Source organism: Hominiventricola aquisgranensis, from assembly GCF_040096225.1.
In the GTDB taxonomy this organism is placed as follows: domain Bacteria; phylum Bacillota; class Clostridia; order Lachnospirales; family Lachnospiraceae; genus Hominiventricola; species Hominiventricola aquisgranensis.
Genome location: NZ_JBBMFC010000001.1, coordinates 51104 through 70961 on the forward strand (window position 1 = coordinate 51104; position 19858 = coordinate 70961).

Annotated in this window: 21 protein-coding genes; 19 read left to right on the top strand and 2 right to left on the bottom strand. The window is 45.4% G+C overall.

Annotated features, from left to right (window positions below; translation table 11 throughout):
* Position 1: 1 nt before the first annotated feature.
* Positions 2 to 1270 carry a sensor histidine kinase gene (locus tag WMO62_RS00185; RefSeq protein ID WP_349143395.1) on the bottom strand — a complete coding sequence of 423 codons (1269 nt, stop codon included), beginning with the start codon at positions 1268 to 1270 and terminating at the stop codon, positions 2 to 4.
* 211 nt (positions 1271 to 1481) lie between these two features.
* Here WMO62_RS00185 and WMO62_RS00190 point away from each other — a divergent pair, with 211 nt between their 5' ends.
* The 9 genes from WMO62_RS00190 to hflC all read left to right on the top strand — a co-directional run bounded on the left by WMO62_RS00190 (position 1482) and on the right by hflC (position 8884).
* Complete coding sequence (locus tag WMO62_RS00190; protein ID WP_349143510.1) at positions 1482 to 2321, top strand: DegV family protein; 840 nt, start codon at positions 1482 to 1484, stop codon at positions 2319 to 2321.
* 71 nt (positions 2322 to 2392) lie between these two features.
* Positions 2393 to 2632: a hypothetical protein gene (locus WMO62_RS00195; RefSeq protein WP_349143396.1), complete on the top strand. Its 240-nt coding sequence runs from the start codon at positions 2393 to 2395 to the stop codon at positions 2630 to 2632.
* A gap of 124 nt (positions 2633 to 2756) precedes the next feature.
* Positions 2757 to 3320 (top strand): ECF transporter S component, encoded by a 564-nt coding sequence (locus tag WMO62_RS00200; RefSeq protein ID WP_349143397.1) that lies wholly within the window; start codon positions 2757 to 2759, stop codon positions 3318 to 3320.
* Between the two features lie 15 nt (positions 3321 to 3335).
* Entirely contained in the window at positions 3336 to 3947 is a 612-nt protein-coding gene (locus WMO62_RS00205) for a uridine kinase family protein (RefSeq protein ID WP_349143398.1), read from the top strand.
* The gene (gene larC / locus WMO62_RS00210) at positions 3944 to 5236 is read left to right on the top strand and encodes a nickel pincer cofactor biosynthesis protein LarC (RefSeq protein WP_349143511.1); all 1293 of its coding nucleotides are present in this window, start codon (positions 3944 to 3946) and stop codon (positions 5234 to 5236) included. Before WMO62_RS00205 ends, larC begins: the two co-directional genes overlap by 4 nt.
* 42 nt (positions 5237 to 5278) lie before the next feature.
* A complete protein-coding gene (locus tag WMO62_RS00215; RefSeq protein ID WP_147601900.1) occupies positions 5279 to 6193 on the top strand; it encodes a DUF6363 domain-containing protein in 915 nt (304 codons plus the stop codon).
* A gap of 446 nt (positions 6194 to 6639) precedes the next feature.
* Positions 6640 to 6813, top strand: coding sequence for a hypothetical protein (locus WMO62_RS00220; protein ID WP_349143399.1), 174 nt, complete (start codon positions 6640 to 6642; stop codon positions 6811 to 6813).
* 84 nt (positions 6814 to 6897) lie between these two features.
* Positions 6898 to 7911 (top strand): FtsH protease activity modulator HflK, encoded by a 1014-nt coding sequence (hflK, locus tag WMO62_RS00225; RefSeq protein ID WP_349143400.1) that lies wholly within the window; start codon positions 6898 to 6900, stop codon positions 7909 to 7911.
* A 4-nt stretch (positions 7912 to 7915) separates the two neighbouring features.
* The gene (hflC, locus tag WMO62_RS00230) at positions 7916 to 8884 is read left to right on the top strand and encodes a protease modulator HflC (RefSeq protein WP_349143401.1); all 969 of its coding nucleotides are present in this window, start codon (positions 7916 to 7918) and stop codon (positions 8882 to 8884) included.
* A 68-nt stretch (positions 8885 to 8952) separates the two neighbouring features.
* On the opposite strand, the gene WMO62_RS00235 is transcribed toward hflC, so the two are convergent.
* Complete coding sequence (locus WMO62_RS00235; RefSeq protein WP_117496595.1) at positions 8953 to 10185, bottom strand: argininosuccinate synthase; 1233 nt, start codon at positions 10183 to 10185, stop codon at positions 8953 to 8955.
* 260 nt (positions 10186 to 10445) lie between these two features.
* On the opposite strand from WMO62_RS00235, the gene argC reads away from it, so the two are divergent.
* The 10 genes from argC (at position 10446) to WMO62_RS00285 (ending at position 19851) form a co-directional block, all read left to right on the top strand.
* Complete coding sequence (argC, locus tag WMO62_RS00240) at positions 10446 to 11486, top strand: N-acetyl-gamma-glutamyl-phosphate reductase (protein ID WP_118510242.1); 1041 nt, start codon at positions 10446 to 10448, stop codon at positions 11484 to 11486.
* Positions 11487 to 11535: 49 nt separating this feature from the next.
* Complete coding sequence (locus WMO62_RS00245; protein ID WP_118716922.1) at positions 11536 to 11988, top strand: GNAT family N-acetyltransferase; 453 nt, start codon at positions 11536 to 11538, stop codon at positions 11986 to 11988.
* A 2-nt stretch (positions 11989 to 11990) separates the two neighbouring features.
* Complete coding sequence (argJ, locus tag WMO62_RS00250; protein ID WP_147601901.1) at positions 11991 to 13217, top strand: bifunctional glutamate N-acetyltransferase/amino-acid acetyltransferase ArgJ; 1227 nt, start codon at positions 11991 to 11993, stop codon at positions 13215 to 13217.
* Positions 13218 to 13257: 40 nt separating this feature from the next.
* Complete coding sequence (gene argB, locus WMO62_RS00255) at positions 13258 to 14154, top strand: acetylglutamate kinase (RefSeq protein WP_147601902.1); 897 nt, start codon at positions 13258 to 13260, stop codon at positions 14152 to 14154.
* On the top strand, positions 14147 to 15331 hold the full coding sequence (locus WMO62_RS00260; RefSeq protein ID WP_349143402.1) for an aspartate aminotransferase family protein: 1185 nt from the start codon (positions 14147 to 14149) through the stop codon (positions 15329 to 15331). The genes argB and WMO62_RS00260 overlap by 8 nt, the downstream gene beginning before the upstream one ends.
* A 17-nt stretch (positions 15332 to 15348) precedes the next feature.
* On the top strand, positions 15349 to 16662 hold the full coding sequence (locus WMO62_RS00265) for a sugar ABC transporter substrate-binding protein (RefSeq protein WP_349143403.1): 1314 nt from the start codon (positions 15349 to 15351) through the stop codon (positions 16660 to 16662).
* Positions 16663 to 16720: 58 nt separating this feature from the next.
* A complete protein-coding gene (locus WMO62_RS00270; protein ID WP_349143404.1) occupies positions 16721 to 17152 on the top strand; it encodes a DMT family transporter in 432 nt (143 codons plus the stop codon).
* A 90-nt stretch (positions 17153 to 17242) separates the two neighbouring features.
* A complete protein-coding gene (locus WMO62_RS00275; RefSeq protein WP_118438107.1) occupies positions 17243 to 17725 on the top strand; it encodes a ComEA family DNA-binding protein in 483 nt (160 codons plus the stop codon).
* 10 nt (positions 17726 to 17735) lie between these two features.
* Positions 17736 to 18425, top strand: coding sequence for a response regulator transcription factor (locus WMO62_RS00280; RefSeq protein WP_117496604.1), 690 nt, complete (start codon positions 17736 to 17738; stop codon positions 18423 to 18425).
* A complete protein-coding gene (locus tag WMO62_RS00285) occupies positions 18418 to 19851 on the top strand; it encodes a sensor histidine kinase (RefSeq protein ID WP_349143405.1) in 1434 nt (477 codons plus the stop codon). Before WMO62_RS00280 ends, WMO62_RS00285 begins: the two co-directional genes overlap by 8 nt.
* Positions 19852 to 19858: the final 7 nt, after the last annotated feature.

Genomic DNA, 19858 nt, shown 5'->3' on the forward strand with positions numbered 1-19858 from the left:
TTTATAGAATGATCCTTACAGCAAAATCAGTGCCTTCCATGAAAAACTGATATTGTCCTTGTTGACTTTCTACATAGTAAATGATGCTTTTAACACCTAGTCCGTGCCCTGACCTCCTGGTGACAGGAATCCCATCTGAAAAAACAGGCGGTACAGGAGCCGGATTTTTTTCCAGCAGCATCAGATGATTCATTTTTTCAAAAATATGCAGTTCAATGCGTCTGTTTTCCTGAGAGAGATCTTTTACCGCATTCATGGCATTTTCCAGAATATTAGACAGGATTGCACAGAAGATCATCTCTGAACAGGGAAGATCTTTGGGTGCGGCGACCTGTGCATGAAATGCAATTCCAAGCTCCTGCAGTCGGGAACTGTATATGGACAGAATCGAATTGAGCAGTTCATTTTGTGAAAATGTGCTGATGATGGTATTTTCATAAGTCTGGTGTATCTGCTGGATATAGTCCAGAGCTTTGTCAGTCTCCTGGTTCTGCACATAGGTCTGTAAAATCATTAAATGGTGCCGCATATCATGCCGCAGGATCGACATATTGTGTTCACTTTTTTTTGCCTGCTCAATCTCGGAACGCAGCGAACGAAGCTGCATGTTGATCAGTTCATTGTACTGTTCAGTCCGGCTCTTCAATTCATATTCTCGAAAATAAATGAGCAGAAACAGAAGATAGGCCAGGCAAAGGGCGAAACCCATGAATTCGGATACGACCTTGCTGCCGGAATACAGCAGGGTTGAAAATTTGGTTGTTGCATAATCAAACAAGTAATAGACAAAAGGCATACTGCAGATAATGATTAGTTCCCGGTCAGATTTCTCGAAGAGCAGGGCGGTGGTCGGACACAGATATCTGCACAGCAGGAAAAATACGATAAGTGTTACCAGGATTCTGCAGAGGTAATAGCACCATTCCTCATGAGTGAGAGTGAGTACAAAGATTCCGGCCCAGTTGCTGTATTGACAGCAAAGGTAAGCCGTCAGAATGGAAGTCAGTGACTGAAGCCAGCGGAATTTGTAGTAAAATACCAGGATCAACAACAAAGGCAGATGTACAACAAACGGATAGATTTCATCGGAAAATTCTGTGCCGATCAAGAAAATGCTGATTAGACACAGAAGTCCGGAAGCAAGTGCCGACAGCAGCAGGATTCCGATATTTTTCCAATTTCGATTCACTCCTAAAAAAAATGCCGACAAAAAGACGCCGAACAGTAAGGTGGTGAGATGGTGGGTATAAAACAATATCTGAAGTAACATGAAAAAATCCTCTCATCATTAGATAATAAGACTATTATAGAAGATATAACAGATTAACGCAAATGGTTTGCAGACTATTTGATGGTAAGAATCGGTTGCATATGTGACAATCTTGTGGTAATATTATCTGGTATTAAAAACTACGAAAGAACGTTTTTGAATCTTTTTAGATAAATGATAAGAGATGAAAAGGAAAGGACCGGATCATATGATAAATTACAGGATCGTTGTTGACAGTTGTGGGGAATTTACAGAGGATATGAAAAAGAATCCTCATTTTGTACATGCGGCATTGCATCTTTCTATAGATGGGGAACAGTTTGTGGATGATGAGACATTTGATCGTCTTGACTTTCTGGCGAAGATGAAGGAGAGTCCAAACTGTCCGAAGTCCAGCTGTCCGTCACCGGAAGTGTACAGAGCGGCATTTGACTGTGGGGCAGAGCATCTCTATGCGATCACGCTGTCCGCAGAACTGAGTGGTTCTTACAACAGTGCAGTGCTTGGCATGAACCTTTTTCTGGAGAATCATCCAGATGCAAAAGTGCATGTATTTAATTCCTGCTCGGCATCTGTGGGAGAGACGCTGATTGCAAAGAAGATCGCTGAGTACGAAGAGGCGGGTCTTGATTTTGAAGCAATTATTGAGAAGGTGGATGACTTCATCCTTCATATGCATACGTATTTTGTGCTGGAGAGCCTGGATAACTTAAGAAAGAACGGACGTCTCAGCGCAGTGAAAGCACTGGTGGCTACTGCATTGAATATTAAGCCGGTTATGGGAGCTACTGATCAGGGTGTGATCATTCAGCTCGGTCAGGCAAGAGGCATGCAGAAAGCACTCCGTCTGATGGCAGAGACAATAACAGCAGAGCTGGAGCATCCGGAAGAGAAGGTGCTGGGACTGGTTCACTGCAATAATCCGGAACGTGCGGAATATGTGAAACAGGAATTAATGAAGCTTGTAAAAGTAAAAGATATTATTGTGCTGGAGAGTTCCGGAGTCAGCACACTTTATGCGGCACAGGGCGGAATTATTATTGCGGTTTAGGAAAAATGTGATATACTTATTCTATTAAGCGTTGTGAGGTGCAGCGCGAGAAACAGCAAGGAGAACGTTTCATGAGTCAGGAAAAAGTAGATCGTTATAAAGAGCAGAAAAAGAATCGCAAGGCTATTTTAGCAAAGAAAAAAAGAAATGTATTTCTTACAAAATGTGGCTGCGGCCTGGTCGTTGTATTGCTGGCAGCATGGCTTGGATATTCAGCAGTGGATTCCTATTATGCCAAGGCAAACAGCGAGACTGTATATGCAGATGTGACAGCACTGGATGAGTATACCAGCGCATTAGCATCAGAGTAGATCGTAGGAATAAGGGGCTGTTTTCCTGAAAAAAGGAAAGCAGCCTTTTTGTGTCAAATTCAGTCTTGACCCTGAAGCAGGGTTTAACGATATAATAAAGAAACAGCAAAGAGAGGATAGAGATATGATACAGACTGGAACGAAAAAACTGACATTGGCGGCAATGTTTTTTGCCATTGGTATAATTCTTCCGTTTTTTATCGGGCAGATTCCGTTGATTGGACAGATGCTTCTTCCGATGCATATCCCGGTCCTGCTGTGCGGATTGATCGTTGGCTGGCAGTATGGCCTGGCAGCAGGTTTCTTCCTTCCACTGGTACGTGGTATGCTCTTTGGAATGCCGGCACTTTTTCCTAATGGAATCGGCATGGCATTTGAGATGGCAACGTATGGATTGGTGATCGGATATCTGTACAGTCATTCCCGTTGGCAATGTATCAAATCCCTGTACCGTTGTCTTATTGTGGCAATGATCGCCGGAAGACTGGTCTGGGGAGCAGTACGTGTGGTACTTCTTGGCGTGAGTGGTATCGCATTTTCATGGGAACTGTTTATGGCAGGCGCGCTGATCAATGCCATTCCGGGTATTGTGCTGCAGCTGATCCTGATCCCGATGATCATGGTAGCTTTGAACAAAGCGAAGATTGTTCCCTTTAAGAAGAATGAGCATGTGCGTCAGAACGTATAGGAGGCAGAGAAACGTATGAAGGAGATCGCGGCGGCGATTATAACAGAGACAGGTAAATTAGAGGCGAAAAAAGATCATCTGCTGATTGCCATTGATGGGCGCTGTGGCTCTGGAAAATCCACATTGGGAGCATATCTTCAGCAGAAAATGCATGGTAATCTGCTGCATATGGATGATTTTTATCTGCGGCCGGAACAGCGGACGCCTAAGCGGCGGGAAGAACCTGGAGGAAATGTAGATTGGGAACGGTTCCTGGAAGAAGTACTGCTGCCTCTTCATAAAGGAACGAAATTTACGTATCGACCATTTAACTGTCGGAAATGGGAACTGGATCAGCCGGTGGAGGTGGAAGCAAGGAAGATCAATATTGTGGAAGGGTCTTATTCTTGTCATCCAGAGTTATATGACTACTATGATCTTCATGTGTTTCTGACTGTTGATCCGAAAGAACAGATGTACCGGATTCAGAATCGGCTGGGAAAAATGACCTGTGCGGAGACCTTTCGGACAAAATGGATTCCTATGGAAGAGAATTATTTTTCAAAGATGCAGGTACGGGAGCGCTGTGAGCTATGTTTTGACACTACCCATGCAAAGCGCGTGGATGGACAGCAGGAGGAGAGATAATGAAAACATTATATCTGGAATGTTACTCCGGTATCAGCGGAGATATGACAGTGGCGGCTCTGTTGGATCTGGGGGCAGATGAGCAGGTATTACGACATGCTCTTGCAAGCCTGCCGGTGAAGGGCTTTGACATTAAGATCAGCCGGGTGAAAAAATCTGGGCTGGATGTGTGCGATTTTGATGTGTTGCTGGATGAAGAGCATGAGAATCATGACCATGATATGGCATATCTGCATGGAGATGATCATATGGAACATGTGCATACACACACGCATGGTGGTGGAGAACATATGCATCCGCACATTCATCGTGGTATGAAAGAGATCCGTGAGATCCTGACACAGGCAGACCTGACACCGCGGGCTTATGAGACGGCCCTTCGCATTTTCACAGTGCTTGGAGAAGCGGAGGCGAAGGCTCATGGAACCACGCTGGAGCAGGTGCACTTTCATGAGGTGGGAGCTGTGGATTCTATCGTGGATATCGTATCCGTAGCAGTCTGCCTTGATAATCTGAATATTGATAACGTGATCGTTCCAGTACTGTATGAAGGCGGTGGAACCATTCATTGTCAGCATGGCATCCTTCCGGTACCGGTACCGGCGGTATCCAATATTGTGGCTGCTCACGGAATCCGTCTGGCACTGACCGGCGAGAATGGAGAGTATGTAACACCAACCGGGGCAGCGATCGTGGCAGCTGTCCGGACATCTGATAAGCTGCCGGAGAGCTTTGTGATGGAAAAGATTGGTCTTGGCGGAGGAAAGCGGGAATATAAACGACCAGGAATCCTGCGGGCGATTCTGATTTGTGAAGAGGAGAAGGAGCAGGAGAAGATCTGGAAGCTGGAGAGCAATATAGATGACTGTACCGGAGAAAATCTGGGTTATGTAATGGAACGGCTGATGGAAGCCGGAGCCAGAGATGTACATTACAGTGCAGTATATATGAAGAAAAATCGTCCGGCATGGCAGCTTAATGTAATCTGCACAGAGGAGAGCATTCCGAAGCTGGAGCAGATTATTTTTGAGGAGACGACCACCATTGGTATTCGTAAAAACCGCGTGGAGAGAAGCGTGTTAAAGAGAACTTTTGACACTGTGCAGATTTCTGAGGGAGAGGCAAAAGTAAAATTATGTCAGGTGCCTGGCAGAGATGGTGTAAAGTCAATACAGCGCTGTTATCCAGAATATGAAAGCGTTGTACAGTTATGTCGGGCAAGCGGAAAGTCTTATCAGGAGATCTATCAGGAGATTGTCGCCGTCTGGCATGAAGAAAATAGATGGTAGATGAAATCTGTGAATAGACATGACCTGGGAGGTGGTGACAGAATGAGTGGAAAAATTTATTCACATATTGATAAGATTCCTTCGGGCAGTGCGTCCAGGAAGGTGACAGAAGGATGCCTGGTACTGGAAGGCGGCGCATTTCGCGGTCTGTACAGTCAGGGGTTCATGGATGCCATGATGAAAGCAGGCATCAATATGCAGTGTACCATTGGCGTATCAGCAGGAGCTATGGCCGGGATGAATTATGTGGCTGGTCAGATTGGCCGGTCTGCCAGAGTGAACCTGAGATATCGCCATGACAGCCGTTATGTGGGAATCCAGGCGGTTCGCCACAACAAAGGACTGATCGGATTTGATTTTGTGTTCGATGGTCTTAAAGAATCCGATCCATTTGATGGAAAACGGTTCTTTGAGCCGGAACGGAGGTTTGTGGCAGTGGCAACGAACTGCCTGACCGGAGAGACTGAATATTTTGAAAAAGGTCATTGCACCAATATCTTTCACGCAATCCGTGCATCGGCATCCATGCCATATATTTCCAAGATGGTGGACATCGATGGCAAGCCTTATCTGGATGGTGGATGCAGCTGTAAGATTCCTTATCAGTGGGCAATCGACCAGGGGTTTGAGAAAATCGTGGTGATCAAGACTCGTCATGCAGATTATAGAAAAAATCTGAAGAAAGCCTCAGAGACCTCTCTGGCACATCGGATCTATCACACTCATCCCGAGTTTGCCCACGTGCTGGAGCAGAGTGATGCGGCCTACAATCACCAGTGTGATGAACTGGAACAGCTGGCAAAAGAAGGACGGATCTATCTTGTCAGCCCGTCTGTACCTATGAGGATCAGCCGTCTGGAAAAAGATATGGAAAAGCTGGGGCATCTCTATGCCAGAGGCTATAAAGATGCCAAAGACCAGATGGAGCAGCTGAAAGCATATCTGGGAATGAAATAAAAGCCTGTATATGCAACAGCCCGTGAGGTCAGCATAAAAGCTCGTATGACGTGTATCGGACAGAAATGCACTGACGTACTGCCTGAACACGTACACATACTGTGTTCGTGTCAGTCAATACGCCACCACATTCCAGTCCGCTCCAAGTCATACAGCGCAGTTTATTGCTGACCTCACGGGCTGTTGTAGTTCGTGATAGTTTATTCTATCGCCCGGGGCTGCTGCAGGTTATGAGAGCTTTTGTTTCATACACAGATCCTTTGATCACATTTTATGTCATATGTACCTTGTATTTTATAGAAGTATCTGCTAAGATAAATACAACAATCTCTTGTATCGAATTTCTAAGCGATTTTCCGCGAAAATATCATGAGAGAACGGACTTTGATAATTGAATAAAGGCTTTACGCTATGGTATAATATTGCCTGAAAGGGCGGTGAAATATATGAGAGGTGAAGAGTACAATATGCCGACAGATATTCAGTTTAAGGATGATCTGAGAAAAGAAGAGATACGGATTGAAAATGAACTTGAGCTGCTTGAAAACAAAGAATATGATAAGTTAAAGAAAAAACTTGAACGTGACCTGAAACGGGTACGTGAGAGTCTTCAGGACTGATTAGTAACTAAATAATCAAACCTAAGGTGTGAGGTCTTTATTGAGAAATTAAAGAGCTTATGCTTTTATACAATGGAGAAGGCGATGATTAATTTACATTTTGGGAAAAATTACAGGGAAGTGAATCCGGAAGAACAAGGGATGAGTGGACGGAAGCCGAAGCCGGAGAGAAAACATCGGTTTCAGAAGACTAAAAAGGCAGGACTAGTCGTGCTAGGAATTGTTCTGGTGTTGTTGCTTGCGAATTCCTGCTGGTTTACGATTAAGGAGGAAGAACAGGCGGTCGTCTGCACATTTGGAACACCGAAGGCAGTGACAGATCCGGGACTTCATTTTAAGATTCCCCTGATCCAGACAGTGACAAAGGTAAATACTACAATTCAGGGAATCGCTGTCGGATATGATTCGGACGAGGAATATACAGATGAGGCGATGATGATCACTTCAGACTATAATTTTATTCAGGTAGATTTTTATGCAGAATATAGGATTTCAGATCCGGTGAAAGCGTTATATGCATCGGAAGATCCGGTTGATGTTCTGGACAATATTGCTCAGAACTGTATCCGTACTACGATTGGTTCGTATAATGTAGATGCAGTATTGACAACTGGAAAGAATGAGATTCAGGCAAATATTAAGCAGATGATCATGGATAAACTGGAAAAATATGACATTGGTATCCAACTGGTCAGCATATCCATACAAGATGCACAGCCCCCTACAACAGAGGTTATGACAGCATTCAAAGCAGTTGAAACAGCCAAGCAGGGAAAAGAAACGGCTTTGAATAATGCAAATAAGTACCGGAATGAGCAGATCCCTCAGGCAAAGGCAGAGGCTGACAAGATTCTGCAGGATGCAGAGGCACAGAAAGAGAGTCGTATTAACGAGGCAGAGGGACAGGCATCCAGATTTAATTCCATGTATGAGGAATATATCAAATATCCATCAATCACAAAACAAAGAATGTTTTATGAAACCATGGAAGATATTCTGCCTGATATGAAGGTTATCATTGAAGGAGCAAATGGAAGCCAGATTCAGCAGCTTCTTCCGCTGGATTCTTTTAATACAGCAGAAGCTACGGAGGAATGATCAGATGGATAAAGAAAAGAAAAAGTTTGGTATTTTTAAATATATTTTGGTTCTGGCGGTTCTGGTCATCCTTAGCAATAGTCTGGTAATTTGCAGAGAAGATGAGTATAAGCTGGTTCGGCAGTTTGGAAAAGTGCAGCGTGTGATCAGTACATCGGGATTATCTTTTAAAATTCCATTGATTCAGTCGACAGACACGGTACCGAAGGAATTACTGCTTTATGATCTGCCGGCATCAGATGTTATTTCATCCGATAAAAAATCGATGATCGTGGACAGCTATGTACTCTGGAAAGTGACGGATCCGCTGAAATTCACACAGACACTGGCCAATTCTATCTATAATGCTGAGAACAGGATCAATGCACTGGTATACAATGCGACTAAGAATACAGTATCCAGCATGACTCAGGACGAAGTGATCAAGAGCAGAGATGGAAAAATGACAGTCACCACCGCAGGAACAGAATCTGATGTGGAATCCAATGATCTGGTGCTGGAGGAAAAAATAGAAGAAGTGGCCATAAAATCTCTCACAGAAGAAATAATGGAGCAGCTGGGAGATTATGAACAGTATGGAATTGATATTCTGGCTGTGGAAGTGAAAAAACTGGATCTGCCGGATGACAATAAACAGGCTGTTTATACACGAATGATCTCGGAACGTGAAAATATAGCAGCCCAGTATACAGCAGAAGGAGCGTCTCAGGCTCAGATTATACAGAATACAACTGACAAAGAAGTGTCGATCATGCTGTCGGAGGCGAATGCACAAGCAGAACAGACCATCGCAGAAGGCGAGGCAGAATATATGAAAATTTTGTCTGATGCCTATGCGGATGACAGCAGAAGTGAATTCTATTCTTTTGTGCGCAGCCTGGATGCTGCCAAAGAAAGTCTGAAAAACAGCAAAGATAAGACACTGATCCTTCCAGCAGATTCACCAATCGCAAGAATCTTTACCGGAAAGTAACAGTAGAAGAATAAAAAAAGAGCTGCCTGTGGAAATATTCCATAGACAGCTCTTTATCACAAGACTATTTATTTCTCATTCTCATTTTTCTTAGCTTCCATCAGCTTCATTGCACGAACCTTCAGCGGCAGTCCGAACAGTGTGATGAATCCACTTGCATCGTGATGATCATACATATCACCAGTTGTGAAGGAAGCCAGGGATTCGTTGTAGAGGCTATATGGAGAAGTGGTTCCGGCTTTGATGATATTTCCTTTGTAAAGCTTGAATTTTACTTCACCGGTCACATATTCCTGAGTGCTTGCTACGAATGCGCGGATAGCGTCACACAGCGGAGTGAACCATTTTCCTTCGTATACAACCTGGGACATTTTGTTGCCCATGTCTTTCTTGGCTTCCATGGTAGCGCGGTCAAGAACCAGCTCTTCCAGCTGTTTGTGAGCTTCCATCAGGATGGTTCCGCCAGGAGTCTCATATACTCCACGGGATTTCATACCAACTACACGGTTTTCGACGATATCTACAATACCGATACCATGTTTTCCGCCAAGCTTGTTCAGCTCTCTGATCACATCAGCAACTTTCATCTTTTTGCCATTTACAGAAGTCGGAACTCCTTTTTCAAAGGTCATAGTCACGTACTCAGCCTGATCCGGTGCTTTTTCCGGAGTAACGCCAAGAACCAGCATATGATCGTAGTTCGGCTCATTTGCCGGATCCTCAAGCTCCAGGCCTTCATGGCTGATGTGCCACAAGTTGCGGTCACGGCTGTAGCTGTGGCTGTGGTCAAACGGAAGGTCGATGCCATGTTTCTTGCAGTACTCAATCTCGTCATCACGGGACTGCATGGTCCATACATCAGTCATTCTCCACGGAGCGATGATCTTCAGGTCAGGAGCCAGAGCTTTGATCGCCAGCTCAAAACGGATCTGGTCATTACCTTTACCGGTAGCACCGTGACAGATAGCGGAAGCACCTTCTTTTCTTGCAATCTCAACCAGCTTCTTAGCAATAACCGGACGAGCCATGGAAGTTCCCAGAAGGTATTTGTTCTCATATACAGCACCAGCCTGTACACACGGCATGATGTAATCTTCTGCAAATTCATCAACAATATCTTCAATATATAATTTTGCTGCGCCGGAAGCTTTTGCACGCTCTTCCAGACCGTCCAGCTCGTTACCCTGTCCGCAGTCTACGCAGCAGCAGATAACGTCATAACCGAAATGCTCTTTGAGCCATGGAATAATAGCAGTGGTATCCAGTCCACCTGAATAGGCAAGAACTACTTTTTCTTTCATATTAAAAATCCTCCTAATGTAACGTGGTTTCACTGAAAATAAATATACAACATCCGGCAGGAAACTGCAAGCGAAAAAATATACATGATAACAACAAAATATACATTAAAATTGAATATAATGCATAAATATAGAAAATAAATGAATTTTATATGTATAAAGATGCAGAAAAATATAGAAAGGTACTTGCAAACTCAACCAAAGAGGTTTACAATATTTCCATTCGACAGAAAAATAGTGAAATTTGTGAGGTAGAGAGTATGATAAAAGCAGGTATTATCGGAGCAACCGGTTACGCAGGAGCAGAGCTGGTCAGACTTCTTCTCGGACATAAAGAGGTAGAGATCAAATGGTATGGATCCAGAAGCTATGTGGATCAGGCGTATGCATCCGTCTATCAGAATATGTTCCAACTGGTAGATGAAAAATGTCTGGATGACAATATGGAAGCTATGGCAGATCAGGTGGATGTGATCTTTACTGCAACTCCTCAGGGACTGTGTGCATCCCTGGTCAATGAGAATATATTAAATAAGGTAAAGATCATCGACCTGAGTGCGGATTTCCGTATTAAAGATGTCAATGTCTATGAGAAATGGTATGGCATTGAGCATAAAGCACCCCAGTATATTGAAGAAGCAGTGTATGGACTTTGTGAAGTCAACAGAGAGAAGATCAAACAGGCAAGGATTATTGCTAATCCAGGCTGCTATCCGACCTGCAGCTTCCTCTCTATCTATCCTTGCGTGAAGGAAGGACTGATCGATCCAAACACCATCATCATTGATGCCAAATCCGGTACTTCCGGAGCAGGAAGAGGAGCCAAGGTTGATAATCTGTTCTGTGAGGTCAATGAAAATATCAAAGCCTACGGTGTGGCCGGACACAGACATACACCAGAGATCGAAGAGCAGTTAAGTTATGCGGCAGGAGAGCCGGTACTGATCAATTTCACCCCGCATCTGGTGCCTATGCAGAGAGGTATCCTGGTAACTGCTTATGCATCTCTCAAAAAAGATGTGACATATGAAGAAGTAAAAGCAGTTTATGATAAATATTATGACAAAGAGTATTTTGTTCGTGTACTTAACAAAGATGTATGCCCGCAGACCCGTTGGGTAGAAGGAAGCAACTTCGTGGATGTGAACTTCAAGATCGACCCGAGAACAAAGCGGATCATTATGATGGGTGCCATGGATAATCTGGTAAAAGGTGCAGCCGGACAGGCAGTACAGAATATGAATCTGTTATTTGGATTAGATGAGAAGACAGGTCTTCAGATGGCGCCGCTGTTCCCGTAAGTGTCTGAGATATTTACGGAAATAGACGATAAGACAAGGAGGAAACACCATGGATATCCGGGTGATGAAAAGTGAAGATTATGACAAGCTCTATGAGTTGTGGATGACGATCAAGGGGTTTGGCATCCGAAGTATCGATGATTCCCGGGAGGGTGTGACCAGATTTCTGAAACGGAATCCCACCACCAGTATTACTGCCTGGGACGGGGATACACTGATCGGTGCGATCCTGTGCGGACATGACGGAAGAAGAGGATGTCTCTATCATGTGTGTGTGCGGAAAGGATACCGACGTCAGGGCGTAGGTAAGTCCATGGTCGTGGCATGTATGGAAGCTCTGCGGAAAGAGCAGATCAACAAAGTTTCACTGATCGCATTTACCAAAAACGATATTGGAAATGCATTCTGGAACAAGATCGGCTGGACAGAGCGGGAAGATCTGAATTATTATGATTTTACGTTAAATGAGAAAAATATTACTGCATTTATTGAGGAGGACTGAGGATGAAGATCATTACAGGCGGTGTGACCGCAGCAAAAGGATTTGAGGCAGCTTCGGTAGAAGCCCGCATCAAATATCAGAACCGTAAGGATATGGCGCTGGTGTACAGTCAGGTTCCCTGTGTGGCAGCGGGAACATTTACTACCAATGTGGTAAAAGCAGCTCCGGTTAAATGGGATCAGGAAGTGGTCTATCATTCTGAATCCGCACAGGCAGTGATCATCAATTCCGGTATCGCCAATGCCTGCACAGGTGCGGAAGGATACGGATATTGTAAGCAGACCGCTGAGGCGGCAGCGAAAGCCCTGAATGTACCGGAGAGTTCCGTGCTGGTAGCATCCACCGGAGTGATCGGTATGCAGCTTCCCATGGATCGGATCGCAGCGGGTGTGGAACTGCTGGCAAAGGGAAAAGAGGATACCGAAGAGGCAGGTCTTGATGCAGCAAAAGCTATCATGACCACCGATACCAAACCGAAATATGTGGGTGTGGAGATTGAGATTGGCGGTAAGACCGTGACCATCGGCGGTATGTGTAAAGGCTCTGGCATGATCCATCCGAATATGTGTACCATGCTTGGATTTGTGACCACCGATGCAGCAATCACCAAGGAGCTTCTGCAGAAAGCACTGTCCGATGATGTGAAAGATACCTACAATATGGTGTCGGTGGATGGAGATACTTCTACTAATGATACAGTACTTTTGCTGGCAAATGGAATGGCGGGTAATCCGGTCATCGACAAAGAAGACAGTCCGGAATATACAGAATTTAAGAAAGCACTGAATTATGTAAATACAGAGCTGGCGAAGAAGATCGCCGGAGATGGAGAAGGAGCAACCTGTCTGTTTGAGGTAAAGGTGATGGGAGCCGAGAGCAAGGAACAGGCCGTGACCTTGAGCCAGTCCGTCGTGATGTCCACCCTTACCAAGGCAGCCATCTACGGACATGATGCCAACTGGGGGCGGATCCTGTGTGCCATGGGATATTCCGGAGCACAGTTTGATCCGGAGAAAGTGGATCTGTATTTTGAGAGTAAAGCAGGGAAGCTGAAGATCATCGAGAATGGTGTGTCCACGGGATACAGTGAGGACGAGGCAACAAAGATCCTTTCCGAGGACTATGTGACGGCCATTGCAGACGTGAAGATGGGAACGGCCACTGCCACCGCATGGGGCTGTGATCTGACCCATGAATATGTAAATATCAACGCAGATTACAGAAGCTAAGGTGGAAAAACCTGTATTTACAGGGAAGAGGAGTGGAAAAATGAGAAAAGATGATGAAAAATATCTGGAGAAAGCGGCCGTCCTGGTGGAGGCCCTTCCCTATATTCAGAAATTTAACCGGAAAGTGATCGTTGTAAAATACGGCGGAAGCGCCATGGTAGATGAACAGCTGAAGAAAAGTGTGATCAGTGATGTGACCCTTCTGAAGCTGGTTGGATTCAAGCCGATCATCGTACATGGAGGCGGCAAGGAGATCAGTAAATGGGTCGGCAAAGTCGGTAAGGAAGCACAGTTTATCAATGGATTGCGTGTGACTGATGAAGAGACCATGGAGATCGCGGAGATGGTTCTGGGTCGTGTAAACAAGAGCCTGGTCACTATGGTGGAAGAGCTGGGAGTCAAGGCAGTCGGCATCAGCGGTAAAGACGGCGGCCTTCTGAAAGTAAAGAAAAAGTATGCAGACGGCAAGGATATCGGTTATGTAGGCGAGATCACAGATGTAGATCCCAATATTCTCTATGACCTGATGGAGAAGGATTTCCTTCCGATCATCTGTCCGGTCGGACTGGATGACGAATTTAATACCTACAATATCAATGCAGATGATGCAGCCTGCGCCATTGCCCGTGCAGTAGGTGCCAACAAGCTGGCATTTCTGACTGACATTGAAGGCCTGTACAGAGATTTTGAAGATAAGAGTTCCCTGATCTCTGAGATCAAGGTTAAGGAAGCAAAAGAACTGATCGCCGGAGGAACCATAGGCGGAGGAATGCTGCCGAAGTTGTCCAATTGTATTGATGCCATTGAGGCAGGTGTATCCAGAGTTCATATTATTGACGGCCGGATTCCCCACAGTATTCTGATGGAGATCTTCTCTGACCGTGGTGTTGGAACCGCTATTCTGGGAGATACGGAGGAAAAATATTATCATGAGTAATCCATATATTGAAGAAGCCGAGGACGCGATCCTCCATACATATAATCGCTATCAGATTGTTCTGGATAAAGGTGAGGGCATGTATCTTTACGACGTCAATGGAAAAGAATATCTGGATTTTGCAGCAGGTATTGCAGTGCAGTCTCTGGGCTACAACAACAAGGAGTATACCCAGGCACTGAAAGACCAGATTGACAAGCTGACCCATATTTCCAACCTCTATTATTCTGTTCCTATGGCAGAAGCGGCTGAGAAAGTAAAGAAAGCCAGTGGTATGGAGAAAGTATTTTTTACCAACAGCGGCACAGAAGCGATCGAAGGTGCACTGAAGGTTGCCAGAAAATATTCCTATGCAAAATACGGCGAGAACCGTTATGAGATCATTGCCATGAATCATTCATTCCATGGAAGAAGTATGGGGGCTCTGTCTGTGACTGGCAATGAAAAATACAGAAAACCCTTTGAACCGTTGATCGGCGGTGTGCGTTTTGCAGATTACAATGATCTGGAAAGTGTAAAAAGTCAGTTGACAGATAAGACCTGTGGTATTATTCTGGAAACCGTGCAGGGTGAGGGCGGTATCTATCCGGCAACCGAAGAATTTTTAAAAGGAGTCCAGGCACTTTGTGAAGAACATGATCTGGTATTGATCCTGGATGAGATTCAGTGTGGTATGGGACGAACTGGTTCCATGTTCGCATGGCAGGAGTACGGTGTGATGCCGGATGTGATGACCTGTGCAAAAGCACTGGGCTGTGGAGTGCCGGTGGGCGCATTTGTACTTGGTAAAAAAGTGGCAGAGACTTCTCTGGCACCTGGAGATCACGGAACTACTTATGGAGGCAACCCGTTCGTATGCGCAGCGGTCAGCAAGGTATTTGATCTCTATGAAAAAGAACAGATTGTGGATCATGTACAGAAGGTCGGTGCATATCTGGAAGAAAAATTGAATGCCCTTGTGGATAAGTATGATTTCCTGAAAGAACGCAGAGGAAAAGGTCTGATCCAGGGACTGGAAGTGGAAGGAAGACCGGTGGGAGAGATTGTGAACCGAGCACTGGAGCATGGACTGATCGTCATCACCGCAGGAAGCAACGTGCTTCGTTTTGTTCCGCCGCTTGTGATCACCAATGCAGATGTAGATGAGATGATTAAGAAACTAGAAAGTTGTTTTTAGTGAAGAAAGAGGAATAAATGAAATCAACAGTTCAGAAAATACTGGCAGTGCTGGTAGTTGTATTACTGGTGGCAGAGATTATTCATGCCAGTAAACTGAATCAGAAAGACAGTGTGACACTGGCGGAGAAGCGTCCGCTGCTGATCTGGTATACAGATCCGGATATACAGGAATATATGCAGCAAAGTGCAGAAGCGGCGGCTGCCCAGTATGGGGTTCAGGTGGAGACGGAGCTGGTATCGGAAGTAGACTACATTGAAAATATCAGTGAACGTTCTGTGGCAGAGACCATGACAGGACCAGATCTCTACGTGCTTGGCAGTTCTCAGATGGAGAAGGCTGCTCTGGCAGGTCTGACCGATCAGCTGGACGACAAACAGATGGCGGACACCTATTCAGAAAAGGCGGTCCATGCAGTAACCTATGCTGGAAAAGTCATGGCATATCCGTTCTATGTGGAGACCAGTGTACTTCTCTATAACCGGTATTATGCAGATGAGGCTCCAGCTACTATTGATGCGATCCTGGACTATTCAGAAAATTATGAAGCCAGCGAAGTGACAGCCAAAGTTGAGAATATGTTTGAGTGGAACGTGGCTGACGTGATTGAAAACTATATGTTTCTGGGTGGCTATACAGATCTTGGCGGAGAGGACGGAGATGACAAGAGTCAGGTATCCATGGATGTTGATAAAGCTGTGGAATGCATGATGTATTATCAGAGTCTCAACAGCTTCTTCGCATTGGATGCGGATACCATCACCTCTGATGAAATCATTCAGAATTTTATTGATGGTAAGACTGTATTTGCCATTGCCAATGCAAGTATGATCGGAAAGCTGGATGAAGCCATTGCAAATGGTGAGATTCCGGAGTATCCAACGGAACGCACAGTAACCGATGAAAACGGAGAAGAACAGACCGAAGAACTGAACTTTGATCCATTTTATGCAGCAGCACCGCTGCCGGATCTGACCAATGATCTGGAGACAGGAGGATTGTCTGTGACCAATGCAATTGCAGTGAATCCCTATTCTGTAAACCGTGATGCAGCTGCAGCCATAGCCCGTTATCTGACGGAGAAAAATGTTGGCAGTCTCTACGAGATGACCAGCAAGATTCCGGCATGTCAGTCTCTGGCAGAAGCCCCTACTCCGGCATGGGATGCGGTATGTGAGGCTTATGACAAGGCTGCAGAGGTTCCAAAGATCATGGAACTGTCTGATATGTGGCTTCATCTGGAAGCAACCATGGCAGATATCTGGCGAGGGGAAGACGCAGCGACCCAGATGCAGGCATTTTCAGATCTTATGACAGAGCGGTTGAACTAAAGATATCAGAATAAGATTCCAATCCTGTGGAAATACTTACCGAAAAGGAGGTTTTCACATGATTGGAATTTTTGTTGCCCTTTTATCGGGTGCACTGATGAGCATTCAGGGTGTATTTAATACAGAAGTGACCAGGCAGAGCAGCGTATGGGTGTCCGCATCCTGGGTGCAGTTTTCTGCTCTCGTTACCTGCCTGGTGATATGGGGAATCTTTGACCGGAAAAATCTGATGCTGATCACCAGAGTCTCGCCTGTGTACATGCTGCTTGGCGGTGTGATCGGCGCATTTATCACATATACAGTGATTCAGGGAATGTCGGCACTGGGACCGGCAAAGGCAACGATGCTGATCGTGATTGCCCAGCTGACGATCTCCTGGCTCATTGAGCTTTGCGGGATGTTCGGGGTAGAAAAAGCGGATTTTTCCATGCGAAAACTTATGGGACTCCTGGTGGCGATTGCAGGCGTAGTACTCTTTGAATGGGAATAAAGTTTGTGCTTGTGTTTCCGGCGCAAGTCCGATACAATAAGAAATGGATATGGACAGGACTTTTCTTCGGAAAAGGAGAAGGAAAGTTCGATGAAAAAATGGAAAATGATGGCATTGATCTGTGTGCTGTGCGGCAGCCTGTCTGGCTGCGGCCTGTCTTTTTGTGGAATTCCTCTGGGAAAAAGGGAACCGCTTACGTTTGTCTGTGGGGAGAAGAATGTGGAAATGCAGGCGGATGAAGAAGCGGATGGTGGAAAACTATCTGAGCAGGATGGTACAGAGGTGCAGATGACAGATGCATCGGAGACAGTCCGGGATGGGACCGCTTCTGCGGATACATCTGTCACGTCAACACAGTCAGATACCTCGTACTCCGATGGAAAAGTCAACATCAACACCGCCGGGCTGGAGGAACTGATGACATTGAAGGGCGTAGGTGAGAGCAGAGCAAGGGCCATCATAGAATATCGGGAACAACAAGGGGCTTTTGAGACACCGGAGGATATTATGAATATTTCCGGTATCAAGGAAGGCGTGTTTTCAAAGATAAAAGATCAGATTGCTGTGCGTTGAGGTGAGGAGTATGGGACAGAGAGTATTAGTAGTAGATGATGAAAAGCTGATCGTCAAAGGAATCCGGTTCAGTCTGGAGCAGGACAATATGGAAGTGGATTGTGCTTATGACGGAGAAGAGGCATTGGAAAAGCTCAGAGCAAATGAGTATGATATGGTGCTTCTTGATATTATGCTTCCCAAACTGACCGGCCTTGAAGTATGTCAGCAGCTCCGGGAATTTTCCAATGTGCCGGTGATCATGCTGACCGCCAAAGGCGATGATATGGACAAGATCATGGGTCTGGAGTATGGAGCAGACGATTATATTACCAAACCATTCAATATTCTGGAAGTAAAAGCGCGGATCAAAGCGATCATCCGCCGGACGAAGAAGAAAGAGCCGGAGAAGCAGCCAAGCCGCGTGGTGGAGAAGGGAGATCTTCACCTGGATTGTGACAGCCGCAGACTCTACATTGGTGGAAAAGAGATCAATCTGACAGCCAAGGAGTTTGATCTGCTGGAGCTGATGGCGCTGAACCCCAATAAAGTATACAGCAGAGACCATCTGCTCAATGCAGTATGGGGCTATGACTACCCGGGTGATGTAAGAACCGTTGATGTGCATATTCGTAGACTGCGCGAGAAGATCGAGAGCAATCCAAGCGAGCCGAAATATGTACATACTAAATGGGGAGTAGGATATTATTTCAATGCATAAGATAAAGTTTCAGGGAAAATTTTTCAAAAGTCTGAATTTTCGCATTATGCTTTTTCTTTTGCTCATGGGAACAGTTCCGGCGTTGATCATCGGCGGAGTATTTCTTATGTCCTATGAGCGGCAGGCCATGGCGCAGCTGAGCAATGATGTGAAAAATCAGTGTCAGATCCTGTCCACCCAGCTCAGGGACGGAGAGAATCTGCTGAAGACAGAAGATGAGGTGCTGCAGGGGGAACTGACCCAGCTGGCTTCTCTTTATGATGGAAGGATCATTATTATTGACCAGAATTTTCAGATCATCGAGGATACGTCGCAGCTGGAAGAAGGCCGGATTATGGTGGCAGAAGAAGTGGTGCGCTGCTTTAAGGGGGAGAATACCAGCCACTATGTGAGCGGTCGTTTTATTGAGATGACCGTTCCGATCATTGTGGAAAACAAGGATACTAAGACCGTGATTGGCGTGATCCTGGCAAGTGCTTCTACAGACGTGATCCATGTGCAGATGGAGGGACTGACAGCTTCTGTACAGATGTGGATCGTAGTAGTGATCATCTGTGCACTGGCGCTCTCGATCATTCTTGCCAACTGGCTGATACGTCCGCTGCAGCATATGAACCGGTCTATCGGAGGACTGGTAGAAGGATCACTGGATGGGGATCTGGATATCCATGATTGTACAGAGACGGAAAATATTTCTGATACATTCAATCTGATGCTTGCAAAGCTGAGGCTTGTGGAGGAATCCAGGCAGGAATTTGTATCCAACGTGTCCCATGAGCTGAAGACACCGCTGACTTCCATGAAGGTGCTGGCGGATTCTCTTCTCATGCAGGAAGAAGTGCCGAATGAATTATATCGGGAATTTATGCAGGATATTACGGAGGAGATCGACAGAGAGAATTCCATTATTTCGGATCTGCTGACTCTGGTAAAGATGGATCGAAAGACCCAGGAACTGAACATAGCAGTTACAGATGTGAACGAATTTATGGAGACGATCCTGAAGCGTCTGCGTCCTATTGCAGAAAAAGCCAATGTGGAAGTGGTCTTTGAGAGTAATCGAAGTGTCAGTGCAGAGATCGATGCGTCCAGACTATCGCTGGCATTTTCCAATCTGGTGGAGAATGCCATCAAATACAACAATGAAAATGGATGGGTTCGGGTGACTCTGGATGCCGACCACAAGTTCTTCTATGTGAAAGTGAGTGATTCTGGTATGGGAATCCCACAGGAGTCACTGGATTATATTTTTGAGCGTTTTTACCGGGTAGATAAGTCTCATTCCAGAGAGATCGGCGGTACAGGACTGGGACTGGCGATCACAAAGAGTGCAGTTGTTGCCCACAGGGGAGCTATCAAAGTGCAGAGCAAACTGGGAGAGGGAACAACCTTTACGGTGCGTATTCCACTTCGATATATTGTATAGGAAGGAT

What these genes read in the sequence shown, in the direction of transcription:
- WMO62_RS00245 (WP_118716922.1), top strand. Translation starts at nt 11,536, where the DNA reads ATGGATATCCGGGTGATGAAAAGTGAAGATTATGACAAGCTCTATGAG.
- WMO62_RS00265 (WP_349143403.1), top strand. Translation starts at nt 15,349, where the DNA reads ATGAAATCAACAGTTCAGAAAATACTGGCAGTGCTGGTAGTTGTATTA.
- WMO62_RS00200 (WP_349143397.1), top strand. Translation starts at nt 2,757, where the DNA reads ATGATACAGACTGGAACGAAAAAACTGACATTGGCGGCAATGTTTTTT.
- WMO62_RS00235 (WP_117496595.1), bottom strand. Translation starts at nt 10,185, where the DNA reads ATGAAAGAAAAAGTAGTTCTTGCCTATTCAGGTGGACTGGATACCACT.
- WMO62_RS00215 (WP_147601900.1), top strand. Translation starts at nt 5,279, where the DNA reads ATGAGTGGAAAAATTTATTCACATATTGATAAGATTCCTTCGGGCAGT.
- argB (WP_147601902.1), top strand. Translation starts at nt 13,258, where the DNA reads ATGAGAAAAGATGATGAAAAATATCTGGAGAAAGCGGCCGTCCTGGTG.
- WMO62_RS00270 (WP_349143404.1), top strand. Translation starts at nt 16,721, where the DNA reads ATGATTGGAATTTTTGTTGCCCTTTTATCGGGTGCACTGATGAGCATT.
- hflK (WP_349143400.1), top strand. Translation starts at nt 6,898, where the DNA reads ATGATTAATTTACATTTTGGGAAAAATTACAGGGAAGTGAATCCGGAA.
- WMO62_RS00260 (WP_349143402.1), top strand. Translation starts at nt 14,147, where the DNA reads ATGAGTAATCCATATATTGAAGAAGCCGAGGACGCGATCCTCCATACA.
- hflC (WP_349143401.1), top strand. Translation starts at nt 7,916, where the DNA reads ATGGATAAAGAAAAGAAAAAGTTTGGTATTTTTAAATATATTTTGGTT.
- WMO62_RS00220 (WP_349143399.1), top strand. Translation starts at nt 6,640, where the DNA reads ATGAGAGGTGAAGAGTACAATATGCCGACAGATATTCAGTTTAAGGAT.
- WMO62_RS00285 (WP_349143405.1), top strand. Translation starts at nt 18,418, where the DNA reads ATGCATAAGATAAAGTTTCAGGGAAAATTTTTCAAAAGTCTGAATTTT.
- argJ (WP_147601901.1), top strand. Translation starts at nt 11,991, where the DNA reads ATGAAGATCATTACAGGCGGTGTGACCGCAGCAAAAGGATTTGAGGCA.
- WMO62_RS00275 (WP_118438107.1), top strand. Translation starts at nt 17,243, where the DNA reads ATGAAAAAATGGAAAATGATGGCATTGATCTGTGTGCTGTGCGGCAGC.
- WMO62_RS00280 (WP_117496604.1), top strand. Translation starts at nt 17,736, where the DNA reads ATGGGACAGAGAGTATTAGTAGTAGATGATGAAAAGCTGATCGTCAAA.
- WMO62_RS00195 (WP_349143396.1), top strand. Translation starts at nt 2,393, where the DNA reads ATGAGTCAGGAAAAAGTAGATCGTTATAAAGAGCAGAAAAAGAATCGC.
- argC (WP_118510242.1), top strand. Translation starts at nt 10,446, where the DNA reads ATGATAAAAGCAGGTATTATCGGAGCAACCGGTTACGCAGGAGCAGAG.
- WMO62_RS00205 (WP_349143398.1), top strand. Translation starts at nt 3,336, where the DNA reads ATGAAGGAGATCGCGGCGGCGATTATAACAGAGACAGGTAAATTAGAG.
- WMO62_RS00185 (WP_349143395.1), bottom strand. Translation starts at nt 1,270, where the DNA reads ATGTTACTTCAGATATTGTTTTATACCCACCATCTCACCACCTTACTG.